This window comes from Cytobacillus oceanisediminis 2691 (assembly GCF_000294775.2).
Classification (GTDB): domain Bacteria; phylum Bacillota; class Bacilli; order Bacillales; family Cytobacillaceae; genus Cytobacillus; species Cytobacillus pseudoceanisediminis.
On record NZ_CP015506.1, the window covers coordinates 539822 to 561794 of the forward strand.

The following is a 21973-nucleotide window of genomic DNA, read 5'->3' on the forward strand; positions in this document are numbered from 1 at the left end:
TGAAAATGATTAACTTCTTAACGCTCTTCTGACTTTCCTTGCAAAATTGATTGGATGATCAACATCCTGGATATTCACATAAATGAGGCTGGGCTGATCAAATAGCCACTCATTGTGTACGGACGAAACGGTTATTACCTGTTTAATAATGGCACAAGCAAATCAGAGGATGACAAGAAGATTTTGCTGAATCTTCATTCAGACTGGTATGCAAAGAGAAGGGCGTTTTACGAAGTGCTTCCGGAATATGAGATTCCGCTTGATACAATGGAAAAATAAGTGCCTGTCACCTCAACAGGCACTTATTTTCCTAATGATGGTCTGCAAGATAAAGGTCATCAATCTGCATGGCTAGCTTAAAATCCAGACCTGTCAGCCCATTCTCACTCCAGGAAGTGAGGGAGATGATCACCATTTTGTATTGAATGGTGATAAAAGGATGATGGTTTTCTTTTTCGGCAAGGGATGCTATTTTATTTACGAATGCGATTCCATCGAGGTATTCTTTGAAACGGTAACGTCGTTCAATCCATTTGCTGTCTTTTCTTTTCCAGTCCGACAGCGTGGATAGTTGCCGGGCTATTTCTTCTTCACTTAATCTTTTCATACTTTGACATTCCTCCTGCCAAAAATGACATCGAGTCCGTTTTGAATCAGCCGGACATAGCGTTCTTCCCTGTTTAACTTTTCAAGCTGGTCCAGGAGCAGTTTTTTCAAAGGGGATTCTTTGTCATGCTTTTCAAGCAGTTCCAAAACTTCCAGCTGAAGCAGCCATTCTTCCGGGAACTCATCGAGAATTTTTCCGATAACACTGTGAAGAAGGACATCCTGAGAGAAATTCGTGTCTCGGATTTGCCTTACTTCCGCATATAGCTCTTCCAGAGGCGTAAGGGTTGTTCCTTCTTTTGGACTTTCTTCTTCGTTTATAACAGATTCCCCGTGGTATGCAGCGTAATCTGCTGCGATGGGCCGTGCAGAAACAATCTGACTGCCCACAGCTAAATCATATGTGCCCCAAGTGGGATGGAACAAGATTTCTTCTCCCTTTTTGACGAGACATTCTTCAAGTGATATTAAAACAAGGGTATCATGATTAAATAATAGATTCGTCACATGGCCGGAAATTTCTACTCCGCTTTCGAATGTGATTTGCATCATTTTATTTATTTCGATGCCAAGTTTTTTCAGGCTCTGTTCAGATTGATTCTCCAGCTTAATGCCTCCAGCAAGTTTTCCGATAGGCGCTCCAAAGCCGTCATTGTGAATATCAGGACCATGATGATTAATTTGTTCATTTTGAATCGAAAGGGCACTTGGACCTGAGGTTTTGACATAGATGGCTTCCCCTTCTGCATCCTTCATGATATCGGTGAAAAGACCAGTAATCTGAATTCCGGAATTGAACTCGATGTGCGCAACCTTGCTTGAAGCGATCGCTTTTTCGATAGCCACTGTACCGCCTTGCCTGAAGGCCATCGACTCGCCGAACCTCGTCACTTCCTCAATCAATTGTTCAAAGCTTTCGCAAACAAATAGCTGAGTCTGCATAGATGTAACGTCATAGCTGGTGTTAATCGCATCTTCAATTGTGAACAGGCGTTTCTTCACCTGATCGGACAGGCTATGTTTACTTTCTCCTACAGATGACAGCAGTCCTGCACCGAAGATCTTGGGCTTCTGCAGATCGCCAATCAGTCCAAATTCAACTGTCCACCAAAAAATCCGGGAGATTTGCTCAGCTTCAGAAAGTCCTTTTACGAGTTGCTGCTTTTCCTTTAATCGCTGTTTGGCTGCTTCAATTTCTTCTTCTGTTGAAGCAGGTCTTTCCATGACAATCGATAAATGCCTGATTGCTTCAAACACCTCATGTTCTTCTTTTGTCGCAAAAGCGTTGGCGCCGATATTCCCTATTAATTTAACAAACTCTGAGTAGGTTTCATCAAATAAAATCGGCGCATGCCCCGCCGCTTCATGGAGAATGTCAGGAGCGGGCGTGTATTCGATATTGGTCTTCTGGCGTATATCCGTTGCGATAGGAAGGATGCCATGCGCTTGAAAATCAAAAAACGCTGTGCCGGGAATTAATCCGTCGACAATGACAGCACCCCAGCCGATTTTATCTAAATGATAATTCATTTCACTTACCCGTGGAATGCTGTCGATGGAAATACCGGATGACTTCAGACCTGAAGTGAATGCATCATGGGCTATATCCTCAAGGAAATGATGATTTTGCCTCATCACATATCTCCAAACCGCATGGTCAATGGGACTGTAAACATTGTAATGCTGCTGGGCTGTAAAAGGTCGCAAGTGCAGGGGAATCGATTTCTTCATTTGGTATGTCTCCTTTTATTAGTTTTCATGCTTAAACGCTTTTGAGTGCGAAAGTAAATGGATATAAAAAGTCCCTGCTGAATTTTCATTCAGCAGGGACGAATGTATTCGCGGTACCACCCTGATTGTAAGTATAGAACTTACCACTTCACAAAATAACGGCTAAACCGTCTTATTTCAGAAAAGAAATAAGAAGCTCCAGAAACGTAATTCATGATCTCCTTTGTACTGGTTTTCAGCACCACCAGCTCTCTGTAACAGGGAGGATACCACTACTTCAATTCCTTCAAAGCATTTAAGTATTAGGATGCTTTATATCTTAAACGCTTTTAAGTGTTAAAGTCAACACATTTTATTTAATAAAAAGAAAAAGCCCAGAAGCATTTCTGAGCTTGTGTATTATTGTTCAATTTTAGCTGATCTGCGCTCCTGCTCTGCCATGATTTCCGCATCTTCGGCATTGTCCCGTGTTACTTTCTGAGTCAGAATGGATCCAACTGCCACCAGGAGCATGACCGCAATATAATACCCTTTTTCATTAAGCTCCATATCAGCATTGTAAAGCCCAATCAGAAACAGGCCAACGCCGGCGATCAGTGTAAAGTATGCTAAAAATGTAAAAGCTGGCGTGTTTCTCCTTCTATACTTTTGCATGTGTTTCAATCCCCTTTTTCCATAACAAATTTTCTCGGTTTCCCCTTGCAGTGCTGTAAGGTTTACATCTAATACAGCAGATGTAACATTTTATTCTTTATGACTTAAAATTATCCTTTTTTGTAAAAAAATGCAACATAAAATCATGTGAGTTTTCTACTGTTTTTAATTTTCGTTGAAAATTCACCTATTTAGAAGATATGTTTGTGTAAAAAGGTTTAAATAAAGAGAGAATCTAAAGCTGGTATTTTTTTATTGGCTGAAAGGAGGTAAAGATTTGTTAGCGAATATAGTGTTCCGGGACTGATTCTGTTTTACTTTTACTGCTGATAGCAAGTGGAATATTTTTTGTTTACCGGCTGTTTAAGAAATAACCGATATGAGGTGGCAAAGTGCGCTATATTTTATTAATCGTAGTAATAGGTTTGCTGATTTATATTCTTTTTCGGATGTTTAAGTCCAGAAGAGACGTATCAGGCAATAACTTTACCCCAATTGATGACTTGGATAATGGGCTGATCAGGAAAAGCAGCAAGGAACCTCATAAAATTGAAGCTAGAAGTGAAACTTCATTTGAAGATAGAAAGGAGAATTAAATCTGGATACTATGAAATTTACAGAAGAATACAATGATCCGATTTTATATGATAAAGAGAATGACTCCTACCAGGAGGATGTTTCCTATCTGCTGAAATGGGCTTCAAAAACGGGTGGGCCAATTATTGATTTAGCCTGCGGGACAGGGAGAGCGGCCATTCCGCTGGCAAGTAAAGGGCATCGTTTGATTGGAGTAGATGCCCATAGCGGAATGTTAAACCTTGCAAGGGAGAAATCAGCTGGGCTGGGCCTGCAAATTGAATGGGTGGAACAGGATTGCCGAGGTCTCAGTCTGAATGTGAAGAGTCCGTTCATGTTCTCAGTCGGAAATTCTTTTCAGCATTTTTTAACGAATGAAGATCAGGATGATTTCTTATCATCTGTTAATAAACATCTGGAACGCGGCGGCATCTTTGTCTTTGGATCAAGGTTTCCGAGTGTGGAAGAGCTGCTGCAGCCTGCAGAAGAAGAATATTGGAAAACGTATATAGACCCTGTCAGTCAAAACAAAGTGGATGTATATACAATCAGTACGTACGACTCACTAAGTCAGATTCAGCATTATATCACTATAAGAAAATTTTACGATAGTGAAGGAATGCAGACCAATGAAAAAAGAACAAGTATAAACCTGCGGTATGTTTTTCCAAGAGAAATGGAGCGGCTTCTATTGAATAACGGAATGGAGATTGTCCATGTATTTAGTGATTGGCAGGAGACACCTGTCAGATCTGATAGCTATGAGATGGTTTATGTTTGCAGAAAGATGAGAGAAATCTAGGGATTCTACTGCCTGTCCTCTTAAAAATGAGGGCAGGATTTTTTATGGGTGTTACCTAGCGAATGTCCAAATTATGGTAATATTAATTTAAAAGATATATTTGGGCAAGGGATGGTTGGTATGAAGAGAGTTTTGCGGTTTTCAAAAATTATGCTGATGCTGACGATACTGTTCACATTGGCTGCCTGTTCCGAAGAGGAAAAGTCGAGCAAAGAAAAACAAGTTGAAGAAAAGATTGCTTATTCATTTGAACATCCGGAGACAAAACAAAAATATAAAGTCGTACACGCTTATAAGCTATATACTTCTCTGATTGATCAGCTCGAAAAAAACCAAGAAGATGCCGGTGAAGTTTATCAGAATAAAATAATAAAAAAAGTCTACAACACATGCTTTGAGGGCGGGGAATACCTCCACATGGTAGATAACCTGCTGAAATGGTCCCCTGAAAACTCTGATTCAATTAAGAAAGTTCTGAACGAAATCGATGAAGAAAAAACAAATGTTGCCATTAAGGATGCACTTCTAAAATCCTCAGATTTTTTACCTTCGGAGGAAGAAACAGCAGTTTGCGTTTTTCCTTCACATCCCGGAAATGAGAATACAATGGTTGCAGCAGGAGCTGGAAAGATTATTGTTTTTTACAATGAATTTTACACAGAAGATATGATTAGGGCCGGCATAGCTCATGAATATCATCACAGTATATGGACTGAACAACACTTAGAAAAATATATATCTTTTTCTGTGCTGGATAACCTCATTTTTGAAGGTAAAGCTGTGATGTTTGAAAAGCTCGTTTATCCAAATATCACCTTTTCTCAAGTGGACCCAAGTTTTAATAAAACCTTCTGGGCAAAAGTTGAAGGAGATTTAGATACATATGATCTAAATCGTTCTCTGGAGATTTTAATGGGCGGTCAGGCCCTTCCACGTCACTATGGCTACAGTGAAGGCTACAAAATGGTAGATTCTTATCTCAAACTGCATCCGGATACTACTCCGGAAGAGTGGACAGCCTTGAGTACGGAAGAGATTTTTCAAGAGGGGCAGTATTTAAAAAATTATCAGTAGCGCTGAGGAGGAGTAATGGTGAAAAGAATGCCGTTTGAAAGACCTGCAGAGCATTATGATGAAAGACTGTTATCCATTGATGAGCAGATATGCACTTTGCTGAAGCGGCGGAAGGAATTATCTGATAACCCAGGGTATCCGCACCTTGATGTGATTTCGAAATGGGCAAAAGTGAATGGCCTTTATGAGGATTATTTAAGGTCACTATTTGGCTTGCTGGAAAATGATGAGCATTTCCGCCCGCAGGTCGAGCCCGTTAATTTTCAAAAGTATATACCGATTTTGAAGTCAGTTGAGAAAGAAAAAGCTATTTACTCAGTGAACTTTATTAGGCAATATGAAAATGCAAGTGTCGTGAATTTTAATATCGATTGGGAACCTGACGAAGAAAATAGAAGAGATCGGCTTCACCGGCATAGTTTCTGGGAGTTAGAGATTGGTGAAGGATATGATACAAGAATAACGGGTGGAAGTGGAACAGACGGACATCTTAACCACAATTTTGTTGTATCCCCGCCTCTGCCTGAACAAATATCTGGGCTGGAGTTTTTTTTCAAAGAGTATAAAACTCCTTTCAAGAAGAAGCCCACAGACCTGGAGATATGGATGCGTTTATGAAGCATCAGGAGATGTCTCCTCGTTAATGAACTTAATTAGCATCACTTCTTCGGTTGTATTGTTCTTATAACTTATACGGGAGTCTATTGGTTTCCCTGTTCTTCACCATCCTGCTCTTCTTGAAAGTGACGAAATTAATCCGTTTGTTAAAAGAAAATTGATGACGGCTGCTGGAAAGCTCGGCTTAACCACAATATATAGCTTGGTGACAAGAGCTTTTTAAGGAGAAATTGACTTAAAGTAAATGAATACGGCTGATAATGTAATGGCGGCTGTTGTTTGAAGGGGTGAGAGAGATTGAATTATGAAGAAATCATGAAAAGGCTTGAGGAGCTTGGCTCTGATCAGACGAAGCGGATCTTTATGAATCACGGGGCGAAGGAGCCTTTTTTTGGCGTGAAGGTTGGAGATTTGAAAAAGCTGGTGAAGCATGTAAAGAAGAATCATGAGCTGGCACTGCAATTATATAAATCAGGAAATCATGATGCGATGTATTTGGCAGGACTTTCTGTTAATCCGAAGCTAATGACAAAGGAGACTTTACAGGATTGGGCTGAGAAGGCTTATTGGTATATGCCTGCGGAATATACAGTTGCCCAGGTGGCTGCTGAAAGTGATTATGCTCTTGAATTGGCCCGGGAGTGGATTAAATCGGAGGAAGAAATGGTTTCAGTCTGCGGCTGGAGCACTTACTCCAATTATGTATCAATCACATCGGATAATGAGCTGGATGTCAGTGAAATAAAAGCATTATTGACTAAAGTTAAAAATACCATTCATGAAGAAAAAAACCGAGTAAGGTATGTGATGAACGGTTTTGTCATCTCTGTGGGGTCATATGTATCGGAGCTGAATGTGGAAGCGAAGGATGTCGCTGATCACATCGGAAAAGTGCATGTGGATGTCGGAAACTCCGCCTGTAAAGTTCCTTTGGCAAAGGAATATATTGAAAAGTTGGAGTCGAAAGGCCGGATTGGGGTTAAGCGGAAGACTTGCATATGCTAAGAGAATCTAAGAAGACAGGCATGGTAATATCCATGCCTGTGAAACCCTCAATAATAATACATATGTTGAGGGAAATATTGTTGGGTGTATTGATATTGCTGGTTTGGTTCCGGGCTTTGAGTATTTCTGCTGCAGTCTTTTGTCGGGCCGATAAAGGTTGAAGGCTGGACAGGTGCAACCGCCTTTTTCCATTGCTTTTCATCCATACAATAAGTGTGCGCCATTATATTTGAAGGAGTTAATTTGAGAATGTCTGATCCCAGGATGACTTCCGGAGTAGGAGCATTAAAGATGGCCAGCAGATGAGTGCTGTCGGTGTTGGCTATCTCATAATGCCACCAGCCCTGAGGGACATTGGCTACTTGCCCAGGTGTAATGTAATAGTTCTGGATTTGTTTTGTAAATGGATTAAGCAATGAAACAGTCGCTGCGCCTGATATACAGTAAACCAATTCAGCAGCATTTTGGTGATAATGAGGTTCTATCACATTATTTTTGCTTAGATAGATATCCAGAAGTGAGACATCTTCCAGCGTGTTTAATTGCTGAATGCCCAATACATTTATTAAATTTCTGTTATCTTTTTTCATTAGGTTGCTTTTGTTCACATCAAAAAAGTAATTTAAAGACGGAGAGGTGTAATCCAAATATTTAACCATTTCTGCTCAGTCCTTTGGGAAATGAATTTCTCAGATAAAGTATGCATATGCCTACAATCGGTGCATGTACCTAAATAACGTGGTTGTGTTTGAAAAAGACGGAGAGCAATAAATGAAGAAAAAAGGCATAAGGTTCACAACTGGTATGAAATGGTAAAATAACCATTATTAAAAGAGACCATAAGTTCTATAGGTTTAAGAAAACTAATCGCTACAGTATTCATTATTTGTTTGCCTGCCCCATGTGTACCTCTATCATTCTATATAACCTGCATTCTTTTCCATATTATCTTTCTTGATGAAAGAGTCCGATCTTCTTCTGCGTCTCAAGTCCTATTTGAAAATAAAGCTGAGGCTCATTATAGATATTTCCAAATACAGGTAAGATGAAATCAAGAAAGGGAATGTGTCTATAGATATTTTTTAGCATCCCGACAACGGGACAAACCGTTGATTAAGAACATTGGTAGAGGGAGAGGTTATATGGCAGTATTGCCGTCCAGTTCTTTAAAGATAATATTGGTTCTTTTCTTGCTCACTTCATTTAGTCATGATTTGCTTGAAAATTCTGCTTCAGCTGAGGAAGACATCGAAGCAAAAATAGAGAAGGCAATTAAGGATTACCTGGAAGAATATCAAGTTCCAGGAGCTTCAGTTGCCATCGTTCATAATAATGAGCTGTTTTTTTCACGGTCATGGGGCGTTACTGGAGAATCAGAGGAGGAGGTTACAGAACAAACTCCTTTCACGATTGGCTCCATAAGCAAATCATTAACGGGAATGGCCATAATGAAATTAGCTGATAATGGAACCATCCGCCTGGAAGCCAGCATTCAGGAATATCTTCCCTGGTTTACACTGAAAAATGGGAAAGCTGCCGAAATAACAGTAAAGCAATTGCTCACGCAGACAAGCGGGTTGAGTACCTACGAAGGGCTTGCACTATCTGATAAAGAGTTAACAGGCAGTAAGGCTATTAAGAATCAAGTCAAGAAAATGTCAGAAGTTGAACTGACTGCTGAACCTGGTGAGAAACATCAATACAGCAATGCCAATTTCTTAATTCTGGGTGCAATGATTGAAGAACTAACAGGAATGCCTTATGCAGAGTATATGGAACAGCAGATTTTTGAGCCTTTAGGAATGAAAAATGCTGCAGCCGATAAAGAGGGAGCTTATAAAAGAGGATACCTTAGCGGTTATCAATCCTGGTTTGGACTTCCGGTGAAAAGTTCTGTAGACTACGATAATGCCGGGGCACCATACGGATACATTGCGGCCAGTTCTGCAGATATGGTCCAATTTGTAAAATTATTGAGCGGGACATGGCCAGATCATTTTATCAGTGACAAAACATTGGATTTATTTATGACTCCTCAGGTTCAAACAGGTGAGGACCGATATTATGGTTTAGGAATACGCATATCAGGCCCGGATACTTCCAGAGAAATGATCTGGCATTCTGGTTCTACACCTTATTCGCATGCAGAAGTCTTTTATATCCCGGAAACTGGCTGGGGCGGCGTTATTCTGACAAATAAGAATCATATTTTAGAGGAAGATGGGCTTTATTATCTTAAGAATCATATTATTAGTCTTTTAAATGGCGATGAGACAGAACAAGTACCTAATCATAGTTTGGCGATACAATCCATTCTGCTGGGATGCGTCCTGCTGCTAATAATACTTTCAATCTATTTATGGAAAAGATTCAGAACCCGGAAGTTTCTAAAAAAGGGAACGGGACTTTTCTTAGGGCTGATTTTTATTGGCCTGTCAGCTGGACTAATCCCTGTTTTCACAGCTAGTACATCTTCACCTTGGCATTCCATCTCTGTCTTTGCACCTGATATTGCCCTTTTAACGATTTTGGCTGTAATTCTACTAGCAATAAATGGGCTGCTGCTGTTTAGATTAATTTTCAATAAAGAAGGGTAATGGAAATGCCTGTCTACATCCGTTAGACAGGCAATTTTTTATATGTTCACTGCATTTTTCATTATTTTCCGGGCGGTCATCGCTTTCCATAATCCAAACCCTATTAACGCTCCAATGATATTTAGAATAAAGTCATCAATATCTAAACTTCCTCTTCCTGTGACCAGCTGTAAAATTTCCACACTAAGAATCATGAAAGTCATGGCAACTGCAAATGATTTAAGTCTGTTTAGGGTTCTTATAAAATAGGGCAGAAAAATTCCCATTGGCAAAAATGCAGCCACATTGCCGGCAAGGTTTTTTATAGGAATGATTAAATTCATACTTCCATTTGAAATAGCCAGTACATACCCATTAATTGTTTTAAAAGGCACAAAGTTTGAGGAAAGCTTCATATATTCCATTAACGGCATGTCTGACCAAAATCCTCTCGATATAAAGAAGAGTAATACTGTTAAGGCACCTAGGTAAGAAAGAAAGCTAATTCCCATGATCAATCTTATGATCTTTTTCATTATTATCCCCGCTTAAAAATAGTCTTTGATAATAATAACATAATTTTTCCAAATTTCACCCAATAAACTTAACTGCCTGCTATTATAATAAAACTAATGCAATGCATAAGGGGGATGTTATGAAAAAGGGTTGGATTAGAATGATGGCTATGGCATTCATTATTATAAGTGCAATAACCTATTATGAATTCTTTTTTGTTCCAAAGAATTCACTTGAGCTGTATCAGGAGATTGCCTTAGCAGAAAACTACAAAGAGGCTCGAAAAATTGTTCTGGAGGGATTTGAAAGCAATTTCAAGGAAGAGGATTTTGAATACATAAGTAGACGGGATACCTTGCCTGATCGAATAAGCCAGTTTACCTATTGGAATATGAGGGCAAGTCCTTTGTGATCATGACATCCCCGGGCACTGAAAAGTTAAAAGTACTTGCCGTGGAAGAACTGCCAGATGAATTGAGGGAGTATTTTATGAAATTGCCTCAATAGATTAATAGTCATATTTTAGTAGATAGGGACATCTTTTATACAGAGGTGTTATTTTGAAAAAGAAACTAATATGGCTGTGTATAGTTATAGTCTTGATTTTTACGTTTTATGAAGTAATGTTAAAAACCAAAAAGGTTCGTTATACGGGTGAAAACGGGGATTGGTCAGTTGAAATTAATGCTAAGCTGGCTGGTCTTGAAGGAAGTCACTCCATAAAGATCCGCTATAAAGGGTCAGGTACCGTTGAGCGCGCAGATTATAGAATTTTCCCGGATGATTATGAAGGGGGATATCCGGATTTTGATAATAAAGGAAACTATTATTGGGCATGCAGTGACTGTGGTTATTATGACCAGAAAGATGAACTTCTTTTTTTCATTGTATGGGAGGAAAGAGGAAAAGCAGGTGAAAAGGCGGGTTTTATAGATTTAAAGAGGAGCCGATAGGAGGAAATTAATGCTGTGGGTACTGACGCAAAATAAGAGAAGCTTAGTCAATGTGAAAGAGGTAACTGTTAAAGGAAAAACAGTGGAAGGAATAATCAGCAGGAGTTTCTTTGTATATTGGAGCAGGGTCCTGGGTGAATATGACTCTCATGAAAGAGCAATGGATGTGGTCAAACAGATTCATAAAAAATTAGAGGGTGAAGCAAGAGGTTCAACGGCCTTTTCTATGCCTGATATGTAGAGTTCAATAATATTTGCGGTACCTATTAAGATGGGAGCGGCATTTTTTTTGGTGAAAAGTGGATGGTTAATTTTATATCGAATTGGATGGTTATCTATTGACTGGTTTACGGTATTATTTAGTTATAGAAGTTTATTAAAATGTAAAAGAAGAGGTGCGCAGCATGGGAATAATGCTTGGGCTGGTTCTAATTATCTTAATTTTTGCTGTGGTTTCGACTTTGCTGCTTACAGGCAAGGCTGATGAAAACTATGGAAGTTCAACAAAACGGAACACAACCAATTTAACCTTAATATATGTGGTAATTATTTTTATCGGATTAGCTTCTCTTGGAGTTTATATTTGGCGGTTCTAAATACAAATGGAGATGAAAAAAGATGACATGGGCAGTAGTGGTTCCTATTATTCTCGTTAGTCTGCTGAAAATCGTGCTGACCTGTATGCCGACCGGCACGGTTAATTGGCTGATCCGTAAATTTGAAACTCATTCCAAGCTTGATGAAAAAGAGGTTACAGTCACAATTGGTGATAATAGGCTGAAAGATGAGGAGAAGTTTCAGTTTATCAATCAGTTCAATGAAGGAATATTTATTAAGAAACACTATATCCACCCGGGCAACGAACAGCTTTTTTTACGGCCGGAGATCAGTGGAACACCTATAGTTATTGAGTTTCTGGAAAGAGATGACAAGCTGTTCGTATATAGCTATAAGGACCGAATTGATGTGGTCAAACAGTGCAGAAAAAAGGTCATCGCATACAGCTTGATTTCTGATAGCCTGCAAAGCAGTTCACTGGCAATCAAGGCCAGTTAAACTAAGAACATCAAATAGACGCCTAGATCCTTCGTGATTTAGGCTTTTTTATGTCTGCAGGAGGGAGGGGAATTACTGCAGCTTACCCTGCTGATCATGCGTGTTGCCTTAATTCTGGTGAAAATTGGAAATTAGCCATCTATACTGAATCTATAAAGCTGATGGAAAGGAGGGGCGCCCTTCATGAAAATCCTGCTTAACATCGACCCGCGCAACGAGGAAACCTCCGTGACAATTCATTGCAAAGAAATCACCCCGGATATCCAGGAAATCCTAGAGTACCTTAAGAAGAATGAAACCGGCCTGATTGTCGGAAAGGATGGAGAGAACCAGCACTTAATAAAGCCTGATGAAGTTCAATTTTTCCGTTCAGAAGGCGACACAGTGACAGCCGCCACCCCTGAAGGAATTTTTAAAGTAAAGCAAAAACTTTATGAACTTGAACAATCCCTCCCTCCCCACCGGTTTATCAGGATATCCAAATCAGTCATAGCGAACCTTTACGCCATGAGCCATTTTGAGCCATCCTTTAACGGGACACTCTGTGTGCACTTTAAATCGGGGGAGAAGGAGTATGCTTCACGCCATTATGTCGGACGGATAAAGGAAATTTTGAGAATGAACAGGAGGGAGACGAAGTGAGGACATTTTTGTACAGAAGCATGATCGGCATATTCTTTGGGGGATTCATTTCTACAGCGGCAACTATAGCCTTAACTTATTTCGGCGGTCAACCCACGTTAGATGGGCAAACATTTATCATAAATGCATTGGGCTTTATTATCAGCGGCTGGCTGTTTACGGTTACTCCGCTTTATTTTGAAATCCGCTCACTTCGCCTGCCCATGCAGACTGCCCTGCACTATCTTACCGTCACGATTGTTTATTTCACATTAGGGCTTTGGATTGGCTGGATTCCGATCGGAGTAAAGAACTTTTTCATCTACCTTGCAATCTCACTATTGGTTTACGCGATTGCCTGGATCGGCTTTTATCTTTACTTTAAAAACGAATCGAAGAAGATGAATGAGGATCTGGAATGTATCGAATAGAAGTGAAGGAGGATTCGGATGGAAAGTGTCATTTCTGTAAAAAATTTATCTAAAAATTATGGTGCCACCCGGGCAGTAAACAATCTTTCCTTTACTGTTTATAAAGGGGAAATCTTCGGAATTATAGGGCCGAACGGAGCAGGAAAAACAACAACACTTGAAATACTTGAGGGGATCTCTGTTCCGAGCGGAGGGGAGGTTGAAGTGCTTGGCCTTGTTCCAAGCAAGCAGCTGCGTGAATTAAACAAAAAAATCGGCGTGCAGTTTCAAGCCACATCCATTCAGAAGAAAATGAAAGTAAAAGAAGCGCTGGACCTCTTTTCTTCCTTTTACGAAGGCCCGGCGCAAAAAGATTATTTAATAGACTTGCTGGGCTTAAAAGAAAAATTGAACGTAAAGTTTGATGACCTATCCGGGGGCTGGAAACAGCGGGTAACGCTCGCCTTAGCCACCCTGCATGAACCTGAAATTCTTTTCCTCGATGAACCGAGTATGGGGCTGGACCCTTCTGCAAGGCGGGAAATGTGGTCATTAATACGGCTGTTAAGGGACCGGGGCAGCACCATTGTCGTGACAACGCACTATATGGAAGAAGCTGAGCAGCTTTGTGATCGGGTGGCAATGATCTATAGCGGCCAATTGAAAGCACTGAATACACCGCATGAATTGTTGAATGAAGGGGCTGCTGACTGTCTGGCCTTTACGAGTGCCGGCCTTAGCCGTGAATATTTACTCTCCCTTCCTGGTGTTGAACGAGTGGAAAATAACCTGGACGAATTCAAAGTGTACTGCGATGATCAGCAGACAACAGCTTTTCACATTTTCACTCATTGCCAGGAAAAGGGGATACGTCTGGCAGACTTTAAGTTTGAGAAGGGCTCACTCGATGATTTATTTGTCCAGTACTTAGAAAAGGAGAAAATCGGATGAATGCTATTGTAAAGCTCGCCAGCCTTGAAACGAAAATGTTTTTTAGGGACCGGTTAAGCATGTTCTGGACGTTCCTGTTTCCAGTTGTCATGATTTGGCTGTTCGGTTCCATGTTTGTAGGAGACAACATGAGCCAAAAGGCTTTTGCAGAATACTTTGTTCCTTCATGGATTGGCGTCAACATAGTAACCACTTCCTTTTTTACACTGGGAACCGTTTTAACCAATTACCGGGAAACGGGTGTTTTAAGGAGGTATCAGTCAACTCCGCTTCAGCCATGGAAAATCCTCGCCGCCCATACCTTTCAAGGGACCGTAATCTTTGCCATATCTGCATTGCTGCTTATGATCTTTGGGATGCTTCTGTATGACCTGACTCTGCCGGCTTATATTGGCAGTACGCTGCTTTCTCTGCTGATCAGCATCCTGGCCTTTTTCCCGTTTGCTTTATTCCTGACATCCTTAGCTAAAAATGCACAGTCTGCAACAGCCATCAGTTCCTTATTCCTGAACCTGATGCTGTTCCTCTCAGGTGCGACCTTTCCTCTTGAGATGATGCCATCAGTCCTTCAATACGCAGCTAAAATCCTTCCGCTTTATTATGTGATTCAATTGCTGAGGGGTACCTGGACTGAAGCGCCGATTACGGAATATGGATTTGAAGCTGCTGTTCTGATTGGGATTGCGATTGTGTCTGTTGTACTTGCTGTGCGATTCTTTCGGTGGAGCGGAAAGTAAGCCCTAAGAGATTGGGGCTTTTTCATTGCATAAAGACATATTGAGTTTACAAATATTTGTTAATATTTATATAATTACTTAATTCATGTTATAAAGGTGGTTATGAATATGGAAATCTATCAAGCTTCAATGGAGGATCTGGAAGGAGTTTCTGCATTATTTAATTTATATCGCGTATTTTACAAACAAGCACCCGATTTGGAAGCAGCAGCCGATTACGTAAAAGAACGATTAGAGAAGAAGGATTCTGTCATATATGTGGTGAAGAAGGAAGGAAAGTATCTTGGATTTACTCAGCTTTATCCAACTTTTTCATCTATATCTATGAAAAGAGCCTGGATCCTGAATGATTTGTATGTGGATGCAGAGGCAAGGAAAGAGGGAATAGGGGAAAAGCTCATAGACAAAGCGAAAGAGCTCGCTGCTGAAACAGGTGCGGTAAGTATCAGCCTCAGTACGGCTCCTGATAATTTTTCTGCACAAAGACTCTATGAAAAAATCGGGTTTAAGCGGGATGAGCAATTTTACCATTATGAATTGAGTATTTAATGGATTCTTTAAAAAGGAATGGATTTTCCATACCCTTGGTTCCATTTAAATATCAAATGAATAATATTTATGGTTTTTTATAAATTTTTCTGTTTGTATTATCTGGATTTAAGTAATTTGCAATAGGTTCTGAATGCTCTCTCTTTGCAGGGGGCCCAATACCACAGACTCTTTGAGTTCTTTAGATCTGTGACATCGTAATGTATAACCCTGTGGATATGTGAATTAGATAAGCAGATATGCTGATTTTTCAATGATGGAAGATTCAATTGGCATTACCTTAATGAAAAAACGCCTGAAAACCAGGCGTTTTTTCATTATTCTAGAGTTTTCAGAGCCTCAGCAAACCGCTTAATACCTTCATGGATTCTTTCTTCATTTTCCCTGCCAAACGTAAAACGCACGAATCCCTTCTCAGAGCCCATGGTGGTTCCGGGAACGTAGATGACACCCCGTTTAATTGATTCTTCAAGCAGCTGATTTTCATTATGCTCTTTTTTGATCCTGCACCAAAGATGGATTCCGCCTTGCGGAGTGCTGAATTCCACTTGGTCTTTCAGGAAATGATTCAGGCTTGAAACAATGGAGTTTCTCCGCTGTTCCAAATGTCTGGTTAGAAATTTTAAATGTGACTCAAAGCCTGCAGACTCAATAAAATCATTCGCAATCCATTGCGAATAGCTTCCATGACCGAAATCCACCTGCTGCTTAGCATCTGATAACCGCTCAATTACTGATCTCGGACCGATGATCCAGCCGATTCTGAGGCCGGAAGCGACAATTTTGGTCAGGGAGCTTATATATAAAACAATGCCGTTACGGTCGAGGGATTTGAGTGTCTTCATTTTTCCGCAGGTAAAGGGTGTCAGGCTGTAAGGATCATCTTCCACCAGCGGAATTCCGTATTCAGAGGACAATTCAAGGATTTTTCTGCGCCTGTCTTCAGGAAGCAATGTGCCTGTTGGGTTCTGAAAAATGGGATTTAAAAAGATCATCTTAATTCGATGCTTTTTATATAAAGCTATAATATCATCAGGATTTATTCCATCCTTGCCTGTTTTTAAATAATAAGTTTTGACTCCGGCTGATTTAAAGATTGGCAGGCTGTAGTGGTAAGAGGGATCCTCGATGGCAACAGAGTCCCCGGGCTTTAAGAGGCATTGGACGACAAGGTGCAGGGCCTGTTGGGCACCGGAAGTAATAAGTATGGAAGAAGGGCTGGTCTCGATGTCCCGGAACTTTTTTACATGGTCAGTCAGTGTTTTTCTCAGGATTTCATTTCCCTGAGGGTGATCGTACCCCAGTGTCCCGATAAAAGAGCGATTGGAAGTAATCTCTCTTAGCGAAGCCAAAGGAAAGAGGTCCTGAGAGAGTTCCCCGCTGGCCAGGTTGATCAGTTTTGTCTCTGCCAGTTCTTTATGAATCCTTTGTGTGACTGGCAAATTGGGCAAAAAGGAGCCTGCTTCTATATACCGGTTCCAGCTTGGAATGCGCCTTTTGGCCATTCCCCAAATATCTTTGCTGACCATCGTACCGCTTCCCCGATTTCGTTCAACAATCCCGTTTGACTCCAGTTCATCATATGCAGCAACAACCGTGCTTCTATTGATATCAAACTGTTTTGCAAACCCTCTTTCTGAAGGCAGCGGTTTGTCGGGAGGGAATGTGCCATCTGCTATTCCGTTTTCTATATACATCGCCAGCTGCTTATAAATAGGTGTTTTTGATTTTCTATCAGGTTTCCAATCCAATTGAAACATCCTCTTCGAAGTGAAACTTTAAAATTATTATAACAGCCTTTTTCTAAAATAATGGATGGAGAGGGTTTAAAAGCGTAAAAAAAAGCAGATATATGGCTTTTAAGGTTTGTTCTTTTCCATTAACTTCTGAAAGCCGTAATTAACATTTGCAAGTGCGAAGGAAATCAGGAACAGAGTAATGGGTTTGAATTTTTTAAGCTTGTAATGGCCAATCTTTTGGAATAGTGCATTTAGCGGGAAAGCAAAAATGATGTCCATCACGAAATTAACGAAAAAATATAGCAGGTATTTACCATAAGTAAAATGAAATACCCATAAATTTATTGCGAAAAAGGGACCGAAAATAAAAGCTAATGCGTCCAATACAATAAATTTTGTACCACCTTTTACTTTCCACCATTTAAAATGAAGGTTTAAAAGGGTTTGCACTAACAAAATGCATGAGCAAAATAAGGTAACCGGCAGAAATCTTTTAAAGGACGACTTTGGGAGGAAAATGACTGTTATGGTCCATAAAAGGATTGCGTTAACAACTCTAAAGAAATTTACGTTCAAGAGTAACCCTCCTTTTTTATTATGGTGTTGAATTGTATGGCGATTATTCGAGTAGTAAAAGAAAATATTGACTTTTTTAACTGTAATGATTATCATTACAGTATACCCGATTGGGGAAAGAAGGATTTACTTTTGAATGTTAACTGTAAGAAATTATATTACATTTATAAAAAATATCTAAACAATAGAGGGAGTGTTTTTAAATGGTGAATTTATTCTTATCATCAAGCTGCGGTTCCTGCCGGAAAGCCCGTGCATGGCTTGAGGAGCATCAAATAGATTATGTTGAACGGAACATTGTAACAGATCCGCTTACAGTGGATGAAATTAAATCGATTCTGCGCCTTACAGAAAATGGGACTGAGGAGATTATTTCAACTAAATCAAAAGCTTACCAGGAGTTAAACGTGAATATTGATTCCATGCCGCTAAAAGAGTTATATCAATTGATTATCGATAATCCTCAAATGCTGCGCAGACCGATTATTCTCGATGAAAAAAGACTCCAGGTCGGCTTTAACGAGGACGAAATTCGCAGCTTCCTTCCACGGAAGTTTCGTACGTTTTCATACAATGAACTGCAAAGATTGGCTAACTAACCAGTCTGTAAATTGTTGACAAGTCGATCTGTAACACTTAGTATTACAGTACAGTATGAGAAAATATAGGAGGCCGGCCATGAATAGCGATTTTACTCTTGCCATTCACAGTCTAACTTATCTCGCCCTGCAGCTGGATCGCATGTCAACGAGCGATGCGATTTCTGAAAGTGCAGGTGTCCATCCGGTCCGCATCCGAAAAGTCCTGAGTTTATTAAAAAAACATGGATTTATTAAATCAAAAGAGGGAACGGGCGGCGGATTTATTTTTGCCCGGGATTTAAGCGAAGTGAATCTTTGGGATATTTATAAGATTACTTCTGAAGGCGCACTGCAGCCGAAGTGTCCGGATTCAAATGAAGCCTGTGTAGTGGGGGCTAATATGCAAAGAGTTCTGATCAACATCTTTTTAGGTGCAGAGGAACATTTAGGTGAATATTTAAAGCACTATACATTAAAGAATATTGTTGATTTGATCTATAAAGAAAATTAATTGGGAGCTAATAAGCTTTCCATTCATTAAAATGTAATGAAAATTATTACAGTTTGAAAATCTCATTTAAGAAGGTGAAAAAAATGATGTCCAACAATAAGGCCATTTTAAAAGCGGGAGATTGGATTAAGGGGAAATCCCGTGAAGGGGAACTAATCGTTGGCTATATCGAAGCTCTTGAAGAAGGAATTATTAAGACAAAAGTTATTTCAAGTGATAATAAAACTATTGAAGGCAAAATCATTCCCCTGCTTAGCAAACAGGTTAAGAAAATGCCGGCGGCAAAGGTAGCCAATAAAGAACAGATCCATTTCCTGATCGACCTTGCCCTTTCCACTGGAGATGAAGAATGGTTTTTTGAATTGACCTCGAAGCTGAATTCGATGAGAGAGCTTGTGAAGGATATTAAATAAAAACCGGGGAAGTGCCTGTGTCCGTCTGCTTATAAGCAGTCAGATGCAGGCACTTTGATTTATATTGCTTTACAGTCTTGTGCATTCTGGCTGTCCATACGATTCCTTATTATTTCTGTCAGCTTTAGTTCTGCATGAAAATAACCGTATTGGGTGCTTCCTTTTCTGCAGGTCCTCTCCACTTCATCAAGAAGGGAATATGCTTTTTCGGCATCTCTATTTAAATAAGCCAGAATGGCTTCGCTTCTTTTGTAGCTGACCTTATCTATTGTATACATATTGCTATGCAAGGTTTTAATTAAAGTCAGATCAGGTTCTAAGGACAGGAATGAGTCGATTTGCCGGATATGTGAAGCAAACTGCAGACGGAATTTCGTTTTGTTGGTTATAGGAAGTTTTTTGAAGGCAGCAATTGATTCCGAGGCTTGCTCATAATTGCTATTCATGAGGTGATAGTAGAATAGCAGGAATGCGGTAGTCATGGCCTCTGGGGAAGCTTCTGTTTTATAAGCTTCCTGGATTAACTGTTCATCCCACTCGCTTGGGGTGCGCGGTGACATCATTTCTTTTAATAGGATAAGCCCGGCGAGATATGTCTGTGCTTCTTTGCCGCCTTTGTGCAGAAGCAGAAAAACACTGCCATCTGAGTTAAAGGTTCCTTTAAAGGGAATAGCTGTTGCAAAGAAAATGGCTAAGTTCAGTACTGTAAGCATCATAGCCATTTCGGCCTTTGTCATAGCCCAAATGGATAAACTGATTACAAATGCAATTAAAGTAAATACAGGACCGCCTGCCACAAACCATTTGTGCTTCTTAACCATCTTCGTTAAGTTTATTTCGTCCGGCATGCAGCTGGCCAGTCCGCCAAAGGCAAGCCAGCTTTGGTTTGGCACTATTTTTAAAGCAGGGCTCTTTTCGATTGTGATAGGCCCGACTGTCAAAAATAAAAACGTGTAGCCGGCAAGCTTTCCGCCGATGACATGGCCGAGTTCATGGATAAAGAGAACGATGAAAGCACATGCGGCCACAAGCCCAATAGAGAAGGCTTTATCTGCATGGGAAGTAAAAGAGAAGCCGATTAGGAGAGCAATGCCTAATAAGCATATATAGAAGGGGGTAAAAATTTTACTCATTGAGATATCTCCTTTAATTTTTGCTGGATTTATTTACTTTTAACAGCTGTATGAAAAGCGCCATGGATGTCATAAGCATCGGGATAAATAAAACAATAGAGATGAAGAATCCTATTTTGCCTGCCTGATTAAGGAATCCCTCTGCTAATTTCATGAATGCTAGAGCAATAATTGTGAACAGGAGGGCAGCAATGGTTACTATGTATACTGGCTTAGCCGTTCGTTTTACCTGAACTGTTTTGGACGCAGCATCACTATAAATAGGCGGTGTGCCGGGAACCGCTTTAAACAGGTGAATTCCTGTATGTGAGTAAACATGTGTCCAGCCGGCAGCTGCAAATAAATCGCAGTATTCTTCTTCGTCTTCTGGTGTCAATTCATGATAGTCGATACTGAATATCACATCTTCTGGGCCGGACTTTGTAAATGTATACAGGCCGCCTTTAAAGGATTCGACCATCCACCCCTCTGCAGCTTTTTCCCGCAGCATCTGTAAATCCTTTTGTTCAAAAAAAGCGAGTCCATTCGAGATTTTATATGTTTTCTTCATTGTACTCTCCCTTTATTCAATCCATCTTCCGCAAATTGCACCATCGTTTTTCTCCTTTCAATATCAGCTTGAAGAATTTCACGGCCTCTTTCTGTCAGTACATAAACCTTCCTCCTCGAGTTTGCATCGTCGAATAGCTCAACATACTCCTGTTTGATCAGCTTTTTGATAATGGTATATAGGGACGCCGGCCCAATATTCACCTCGCCGTTTGTTATTTCTTCAACCAGGCTCATCACTGCATAGCCATGCCGGGGCTCTGTAAAGGCCGCCATTATATAAAAGACGGAATCTGTTAATTGTTCTAAAGATTTCATGCCAGCACCAACTTTGTATCATTTTTCGATATATCTAAAAGTAATATATCAGAAAGTGATATAATAATCTATAAAAATTTCCAATTTATTTGAAGGAAGTTGGATATTGGTTTCGAATATGTACAGGAAGGTATTAATATAAATTCATGTTAACAGCAGATTTTGAAACGGAGCTGCAGGTGTGAAAAGGTTAGCGATTATGACTGTAGGCAAAACGCATAGCGGGAAAACGACATTTGCGAAGGCTTTAGAAAAAGAATTGTCCAACGTGCCAGAGGTTATCCGTATTATAGCTGATATTTCGATGCGATTGGACTGAAGACTATTGAAAAGAATGGGGGTGTTTTTCTTAAAGGTAAATATAGTAAGTATGCTGTATGCTCTGATGATCGCAATTCCCATTCAGTTTATGCTGAATGTCTACAGAATCAGCAGACTGACAGAATGGACTATTGATACCGTTAATATTGTATCGTCTGTTATTATCATCAGCGGATTTATCCTTTGCTCTGTTTTCCTTATTAATTTAACAAAACGCTGGCTGTCTGAAACAAAGGCCCGGTATTGTAATGTCATACTCTGGCTGCCTTATTTTGTGCTGTCTTTTTCCAATTACTTACCAGGGGGATGTTCCGAACACTGCTTCTGGCCTTATGGCAATTGGAGCTTTAGCTGTTTTTCCGTTTTACATTTTGTTGATCAGTCTGGTTAAGAAGAA

General features: G+C 40.1%; 30 protein-coding genes, 2 pseudogenes and 1 other annotated feature. Of the genes and pseudogenes, 22 read left to right on the plus strand and 10 right to left on the minus strand.

Annotated elements, in window-relative coordinates:
- Positions 1-9: 9 nt before the first annotated feature.
- Positions 10-162 (minus strand): annotated as a pseudogene (locus A361_RS29220) (DUF1259 domain-containing protein); the annotation flags it as partial.
- On the opposite strand from A361_RS29220, the gene A361_RS30175 reads away from it, so the two are divergent.
- On the plus strand, positions 115-279 hold the full coding sequence (locus tag A361_RS30175) for a hypothetical protein (RefSeq protein ID WP_019381101.1): 165 nt from the start codon (positions 115-117) through the stop codon (positions 277-279). The pseudogene A361_RS29220 and the gene A361_RS30175 overlap by 48 nt on opposite strands.
- Before the next feature lie 31 nt (positions 280-310).
- On the opposite strand, the gene A361_RS02840 is transcribed toward A361_RS30175, so the two are convergent.
- The 3 genes from A361_RS02840 to A361_RS02850 all read right to left on the minus strand — a co-directional run bounded on the left by A361_RS02840 (position 311) and on the right by A361_RS02850 (position 2991).
- Positions 311-607, minus strand: a complete 297-nt coding sequence (locus tag A361_RS02840) for a 4a-hydroxytetrahydrobiopterin dehydratase (RefSeq protein ID WP_019381100.1) — start codon at positions 605-607, stop codon at positions 311-313.
- Positions 604-2337: an aromatic amino acid hydroxylase gene (locus tag A361_RS02845; RefSeq protein WP_019381099.1), complete on the minus strand. Its 1734-nt coding sequence runs from the start codon at positions 2335-2337 to the stop codon at positions 604-606. Before A361_RS02845 ends, A361_RS02840 begins: the two co-directional genes overlap by 4 nt.
- A 91-nt stretch (positions 2338-2428) precedes the next feature.
- Positions 2429-2636: a binding site (T-box leader), on the minus strand.
- Between the two features lie 100 nt (positions 2637-2736).
- Positions 2737-2991 carry a YiaA/YiaB family inner membrane protein gene (locus A361_RS02850; protein ID WP_009335475.1) on the minus strand — a complete coding sequence of 85 codons (255 nt, stop codon included), beginning with the start codon at positions 2989-2991 and terminating at the stop codon, positions 2737-2739.
- A 392-nt stretch (positions 2992-3383) separates the two neighbouring features.
- Here A361_RS02850 and A361_RS02855 point away from each other — a divergent pair, with 392 nt between their 5' ends.
- The 5 genes from A361_RS02855 (at position 3384) to A361_RS02875 (ending at position 7066) form a co-directional block, all read left to right on the plus strand.
- Positions 3384-3587 (plus strand): hypothetical protein, encoded by a 204-nt coding sequence (locus A361_RS02855; protein ID WP_019381098.1) that lies wholly within the window; start codon positions 3384-3386, stop codon positions 3585-3587.
- 11 nt (positions 3588-3598) lie between these two features.
- Entirely contained in the window at positions 3599-4369 is a 771-nt protein-coding gene (locus A361_RS02860) for a class I SAM-dependent methyltransferase (RefSeq protein ID WP_019381097.1), read from the plus strand.
- Between the two features lie 120 nt (positions 4370-4489).
- The gene (locus A361_RS02865) at positions 4490-5443 is read left to right on the plus strand and encodes a DUF2268 domain-containing putative Zn-dependent protease (RefSeq protein ID WP_019381096.1); all 954 of its coding nucleotides are present in this window, start codon (positions 4490-4492) and stop codon (positions 5441-5443) included.
- Between the two features lie 15 nt (positions 5444-5458).
- A complete protein-coding gene (locus A361_RS02870) occupies positions 5459-6061 on the plus strand; it encodes a hypothetical protein (RefSeq protein ID WP_019381095.1) in 603 nt (200 codons plus the stop codon).
- A gap of 297 nt (positions 6062-6358) precedes the next feature.
- A complete protein-coding gene (locus A361_RS02875; RefSeq protein ID WP_019381094.1) occupies positions 6359-7066 on the plus strand; it encodes a DNA alkylation repair protein in 708 nt (235 codons plus the stop codon).
- 47 nt (positions 7067-7113) lie between these two features.
- Here A361_RS02875 and A361_RS02880 read toward each other — a convergent pair whose 3' ends face one another.
- Positions 7114-7725 (minus strand): cupin domain-containing protein, encoded by a 612-nt coding sequence (locus tag A361_RS02880; RefSeq protein ID WP_019381093.1) that lies wholly within the window; start codon positions 7723-7725, stop codon positions 7114-7116.
- Between the two features lie 483 nt (positions 7726-8208).
- Here A361_RS02880 and A361_RS02885 point away from each other — a divergent pair, with 483 nt between their 5' ends.
- Positions 8209-9663, plus strand: a complete 1455-nt coding sequence (locus A361_RS02885) for a serine hydrolase domain-containing protein (RefSeq protein WP_019381092.1) — start codon at positions 8209-8211, stop codon at positions 9661-9663.
- Positions 9664-9701: 38 nt separating this feature from the next.
- On the opposite strand, the gene A361_RS02890 is transcribed toward A361_RS02885, so the two are convergent.
- On the minus strand, positions 9702-10178 hold the full coding sequence (locus tag A361_RS02890) for a VanZ family protein (protein ID WP_019381091.1): 477 nt from the start codon (positions 10176-10178) through the stop codon (positions 9702-9704).
- A gap of 119 nt (positions 10179-10297) precedes the next feature.
- On the opposite strand from A361_RS02890, the gene A361_RS02895 reads away from it, so the two are divergent.
- From A361_RS02895 to A361_RS02940, 10 genes are all read left to right on the plus strand, one after another.
- The gene (locus tag A361_RS02895) at positions 10298-10570 is read left to right on the plus strand and encodes a hypothetical protein (protein ID WP_019381090.1); all 273 of its coding nucleotides are present in this window, start codon (positions 10298-10300) and stop codon (positions 10568-10570) included.
- 148 nt (positions 10571-10718) lie between these two features.
- Complete coding sequence (locus A361_RS02900) at positions 10719-11111, plus strand: hypothetical protein (protein WP_019381088.1); 393 nt, start codon at positions 10719-10721, stop codon at positions 11109-11111.
- Positions 11112-11121: 10 nt separating this feature from the next.
- Positions 11122-11352, plus strand: a complete 231-nt coding sequence (locus A361_RS02905) for a hypothetical protein (RefSeq protein ID WP_019381087.1) — start codon at positions 11122-11124, stop codon at positions 11350-11352.
- Positions 11353-11515: 163 nt separating this feature from the next.
- Positions 11516-11707: a hypothetical protein gene (locus tag A361_RS02910; RefSeq protein ID WP_009335464.1), complete on the plus strand. Its 192-nt coding sequence runs from the start codon at positions 11516-11518 to the stop codon at positions 11705-11707.
- A gap of 22 nt (positions 11708-11729) precedes the next feature.
- Positions 11730-12167, plus strand: coding sequence for a YfmQ family protein (locus A361_RS02915; protein ID WP_009335463.1), 438 nt, complete (start codon positions 11730-11732; stop codon positions 12165-12167).
- Between the two features lie 183 nt (positions 12168-12350).
- Positions 12351-12809, plus strand: a complete 459-nt coding sequence (locus A361_RS02920) for a LytTR family DNA-binding domain-containing protein (protein ID WP_019381085.1) — start codon at positions 12351-12353, stop codon at positions 12807-12809.
- Complete coding sequence (locus tag A361_RS02925; protein WP_019381084.1) at positions 12806-13219, plus strand: DUF3021 domain-containing protein; 414 nt, start codon at positions 12806-12808, stop codon at positions 13217-13219. Before A361_RS02920 ends, A361_RS02925 begins: the two co-directional genes overlap by 4 nt.
- An 18-nt stretch (positions 13220-13237) precedes the next feature.
- The gene (locus A361_RS02930; RefSeq protein ID WP_019381083.1) at positions 13238-14149 is read left to right on the plus strand and encodes an ABC transporter ATP-binding protein; all 912 of its coding nucleotides are present in this window, start codon (positions 13238-13240) and stop codon (positions 14147-14149) included.
- Entirely contained in the window at positions 14146-14886 is a 741-nt protein-coding gene (locus tag A361_RS02935) for an ABC transporter permease (protein ID WP_019381082.1), read from the plus strand. Before A361_RS02930 ends, A361_RS02935 begins: the two co-directional genes overlap by 4 nt.
- A 108-nt stretch (positions 14887-14994) precedes the next feature.
- A complete protein-coding gene (locus A361_RS02940) occupies positions 14995-15435 on the plus strand; it encodes a GNAT family N-acetyltransferase (protein WP_009335459.1) in 441 nt (146 codons plus the stop codon).
- 317 nt (positions 15436-15752) lie between these two features.
- On the opposite strand, the gene A361_RS02945 is transcribed toward A361_RS02940, so the two are convergent.
- Complete coding sequence (locus tag A361_RS02945; protein ID WP_019381081.1) at positions 15753-17186, minus strand: PLP-dependent aminotransferase family protein; 1434 nt, start codon at positions 17184-17186, stop codon at positions 15753-15755.
- Positions 17187-17953: 767 nt separating this feature from the next.
- On the opposite strand from A361_RS02945, the gene spxA reads away from it, so the two are divergent.
- From spxA to A361_RS02965, 3 genes are all read left to right on the plus strand, one after another.
- Positions 17954-18349, plus strand: coding sequence for a transcriptional regulator SpxA (gene spxA / locus A361_RS02955; RefSeq protein ID WP_009335456.1), 396 nt, complete (start codon positions 17954-17956; stop codon positions 18347-18349).
- 79 nt (positions 18350-18428) lie between these two features.
- Complete coding sequence (locus tag A361_RS02960) at positions 18429-18842, plus strand: RrF2 family transcriptional regulator (protein ID WP_009335455.1); 414 nt, start codon at positions 18429-18431, stop codon at positions 18840-18842.
- 83 nt (positions 18843-18925) lie between these two features.
- Positions 18926-19255 carry an IDEAL domain-containing protein gene (locus A361_RS02965; protein WP_009335454.1) on the plus strand — a complete coding sequence of 110 codons (330 nt, stop codon included), beginning with the start codon at positions 18926-18928 and terminating at the stop codon, positions 19253-19255.
- A 59-nt stretch (positions 19256-19314) separates the two neighbouring features.
- Here the strand turns inward: A361_RS02965 and A361_RS02970 are convergent, their stop codons facing one another.
- From A361_RS02970 to A361_RS02980, 3 genes are read right to left on the minus strand one after another with little or no spacing between them, the layout of a single operon-like run.
- Positions 19315-20388 (minus strand): hypothetical protein, encoded by a 1074-nt coding sequence (locus tag A361_RS02970; RefSeq protein WP_019381077.1) that lies wholly within the window; start codon positions 20386-20388, stop codon positions 19315-19317.
- A 13-nt stretch (positions 20389-20401) separates the two neighbouring features.
- Complete coding sequence (locus tag A361_RS02975; protein ID WP_019381076.1) at positions 20402-20938, minus strand: DUF2812 domain-containing protein; 537 nt, start codon at positions 20936-20938, stop codon at positions 20402-20404.
- The gene (locus A361_RS02980) at positions 20935-21255 is read right to left on the minus strand and encodes a PadR family transcriptional regulator (RefSeq protein WP_009335451.1); all 321 of its coding nucleotides are present in this window, start codon (positions 21253-21255) and stop codon (positions 20935-20937) included. The genes A361_RS02975 and A361_RS02980 overlap by 4 nt, the downstream gene beginning before the upstream one ends.
- A 181-nt stretch (positions 21256-21436) precedes the next feature.
- Here A361_RS02980 and A361_RS29670 point away from each other — a divergent pair.
- Both A361_RS29670 and A361_RS30180 read left to right on the plus strand, forming a co-directional pair.
- A pseudogene (locus A361_RS29670) lies at positions 21437-21523 on the plus strand (ATP-binding protein); the annotation flags it as partial.
- Between the two features lie 102 nt (positions 21524-21625).
- Positions 21626-21967 carry a hypothetical protein gene (locus A361_RS30180; RefSeq protein ID WP_236887968.1) on the plus strand — a complete coding sequence of 114 codons (342 nt, stop codon included), beginning with the start codon at positions 21626-21628 and terminating at the stop codon, positions 21965-21967.
- Positions 21968-21973 lie beyond the last annotated feature (6 nt).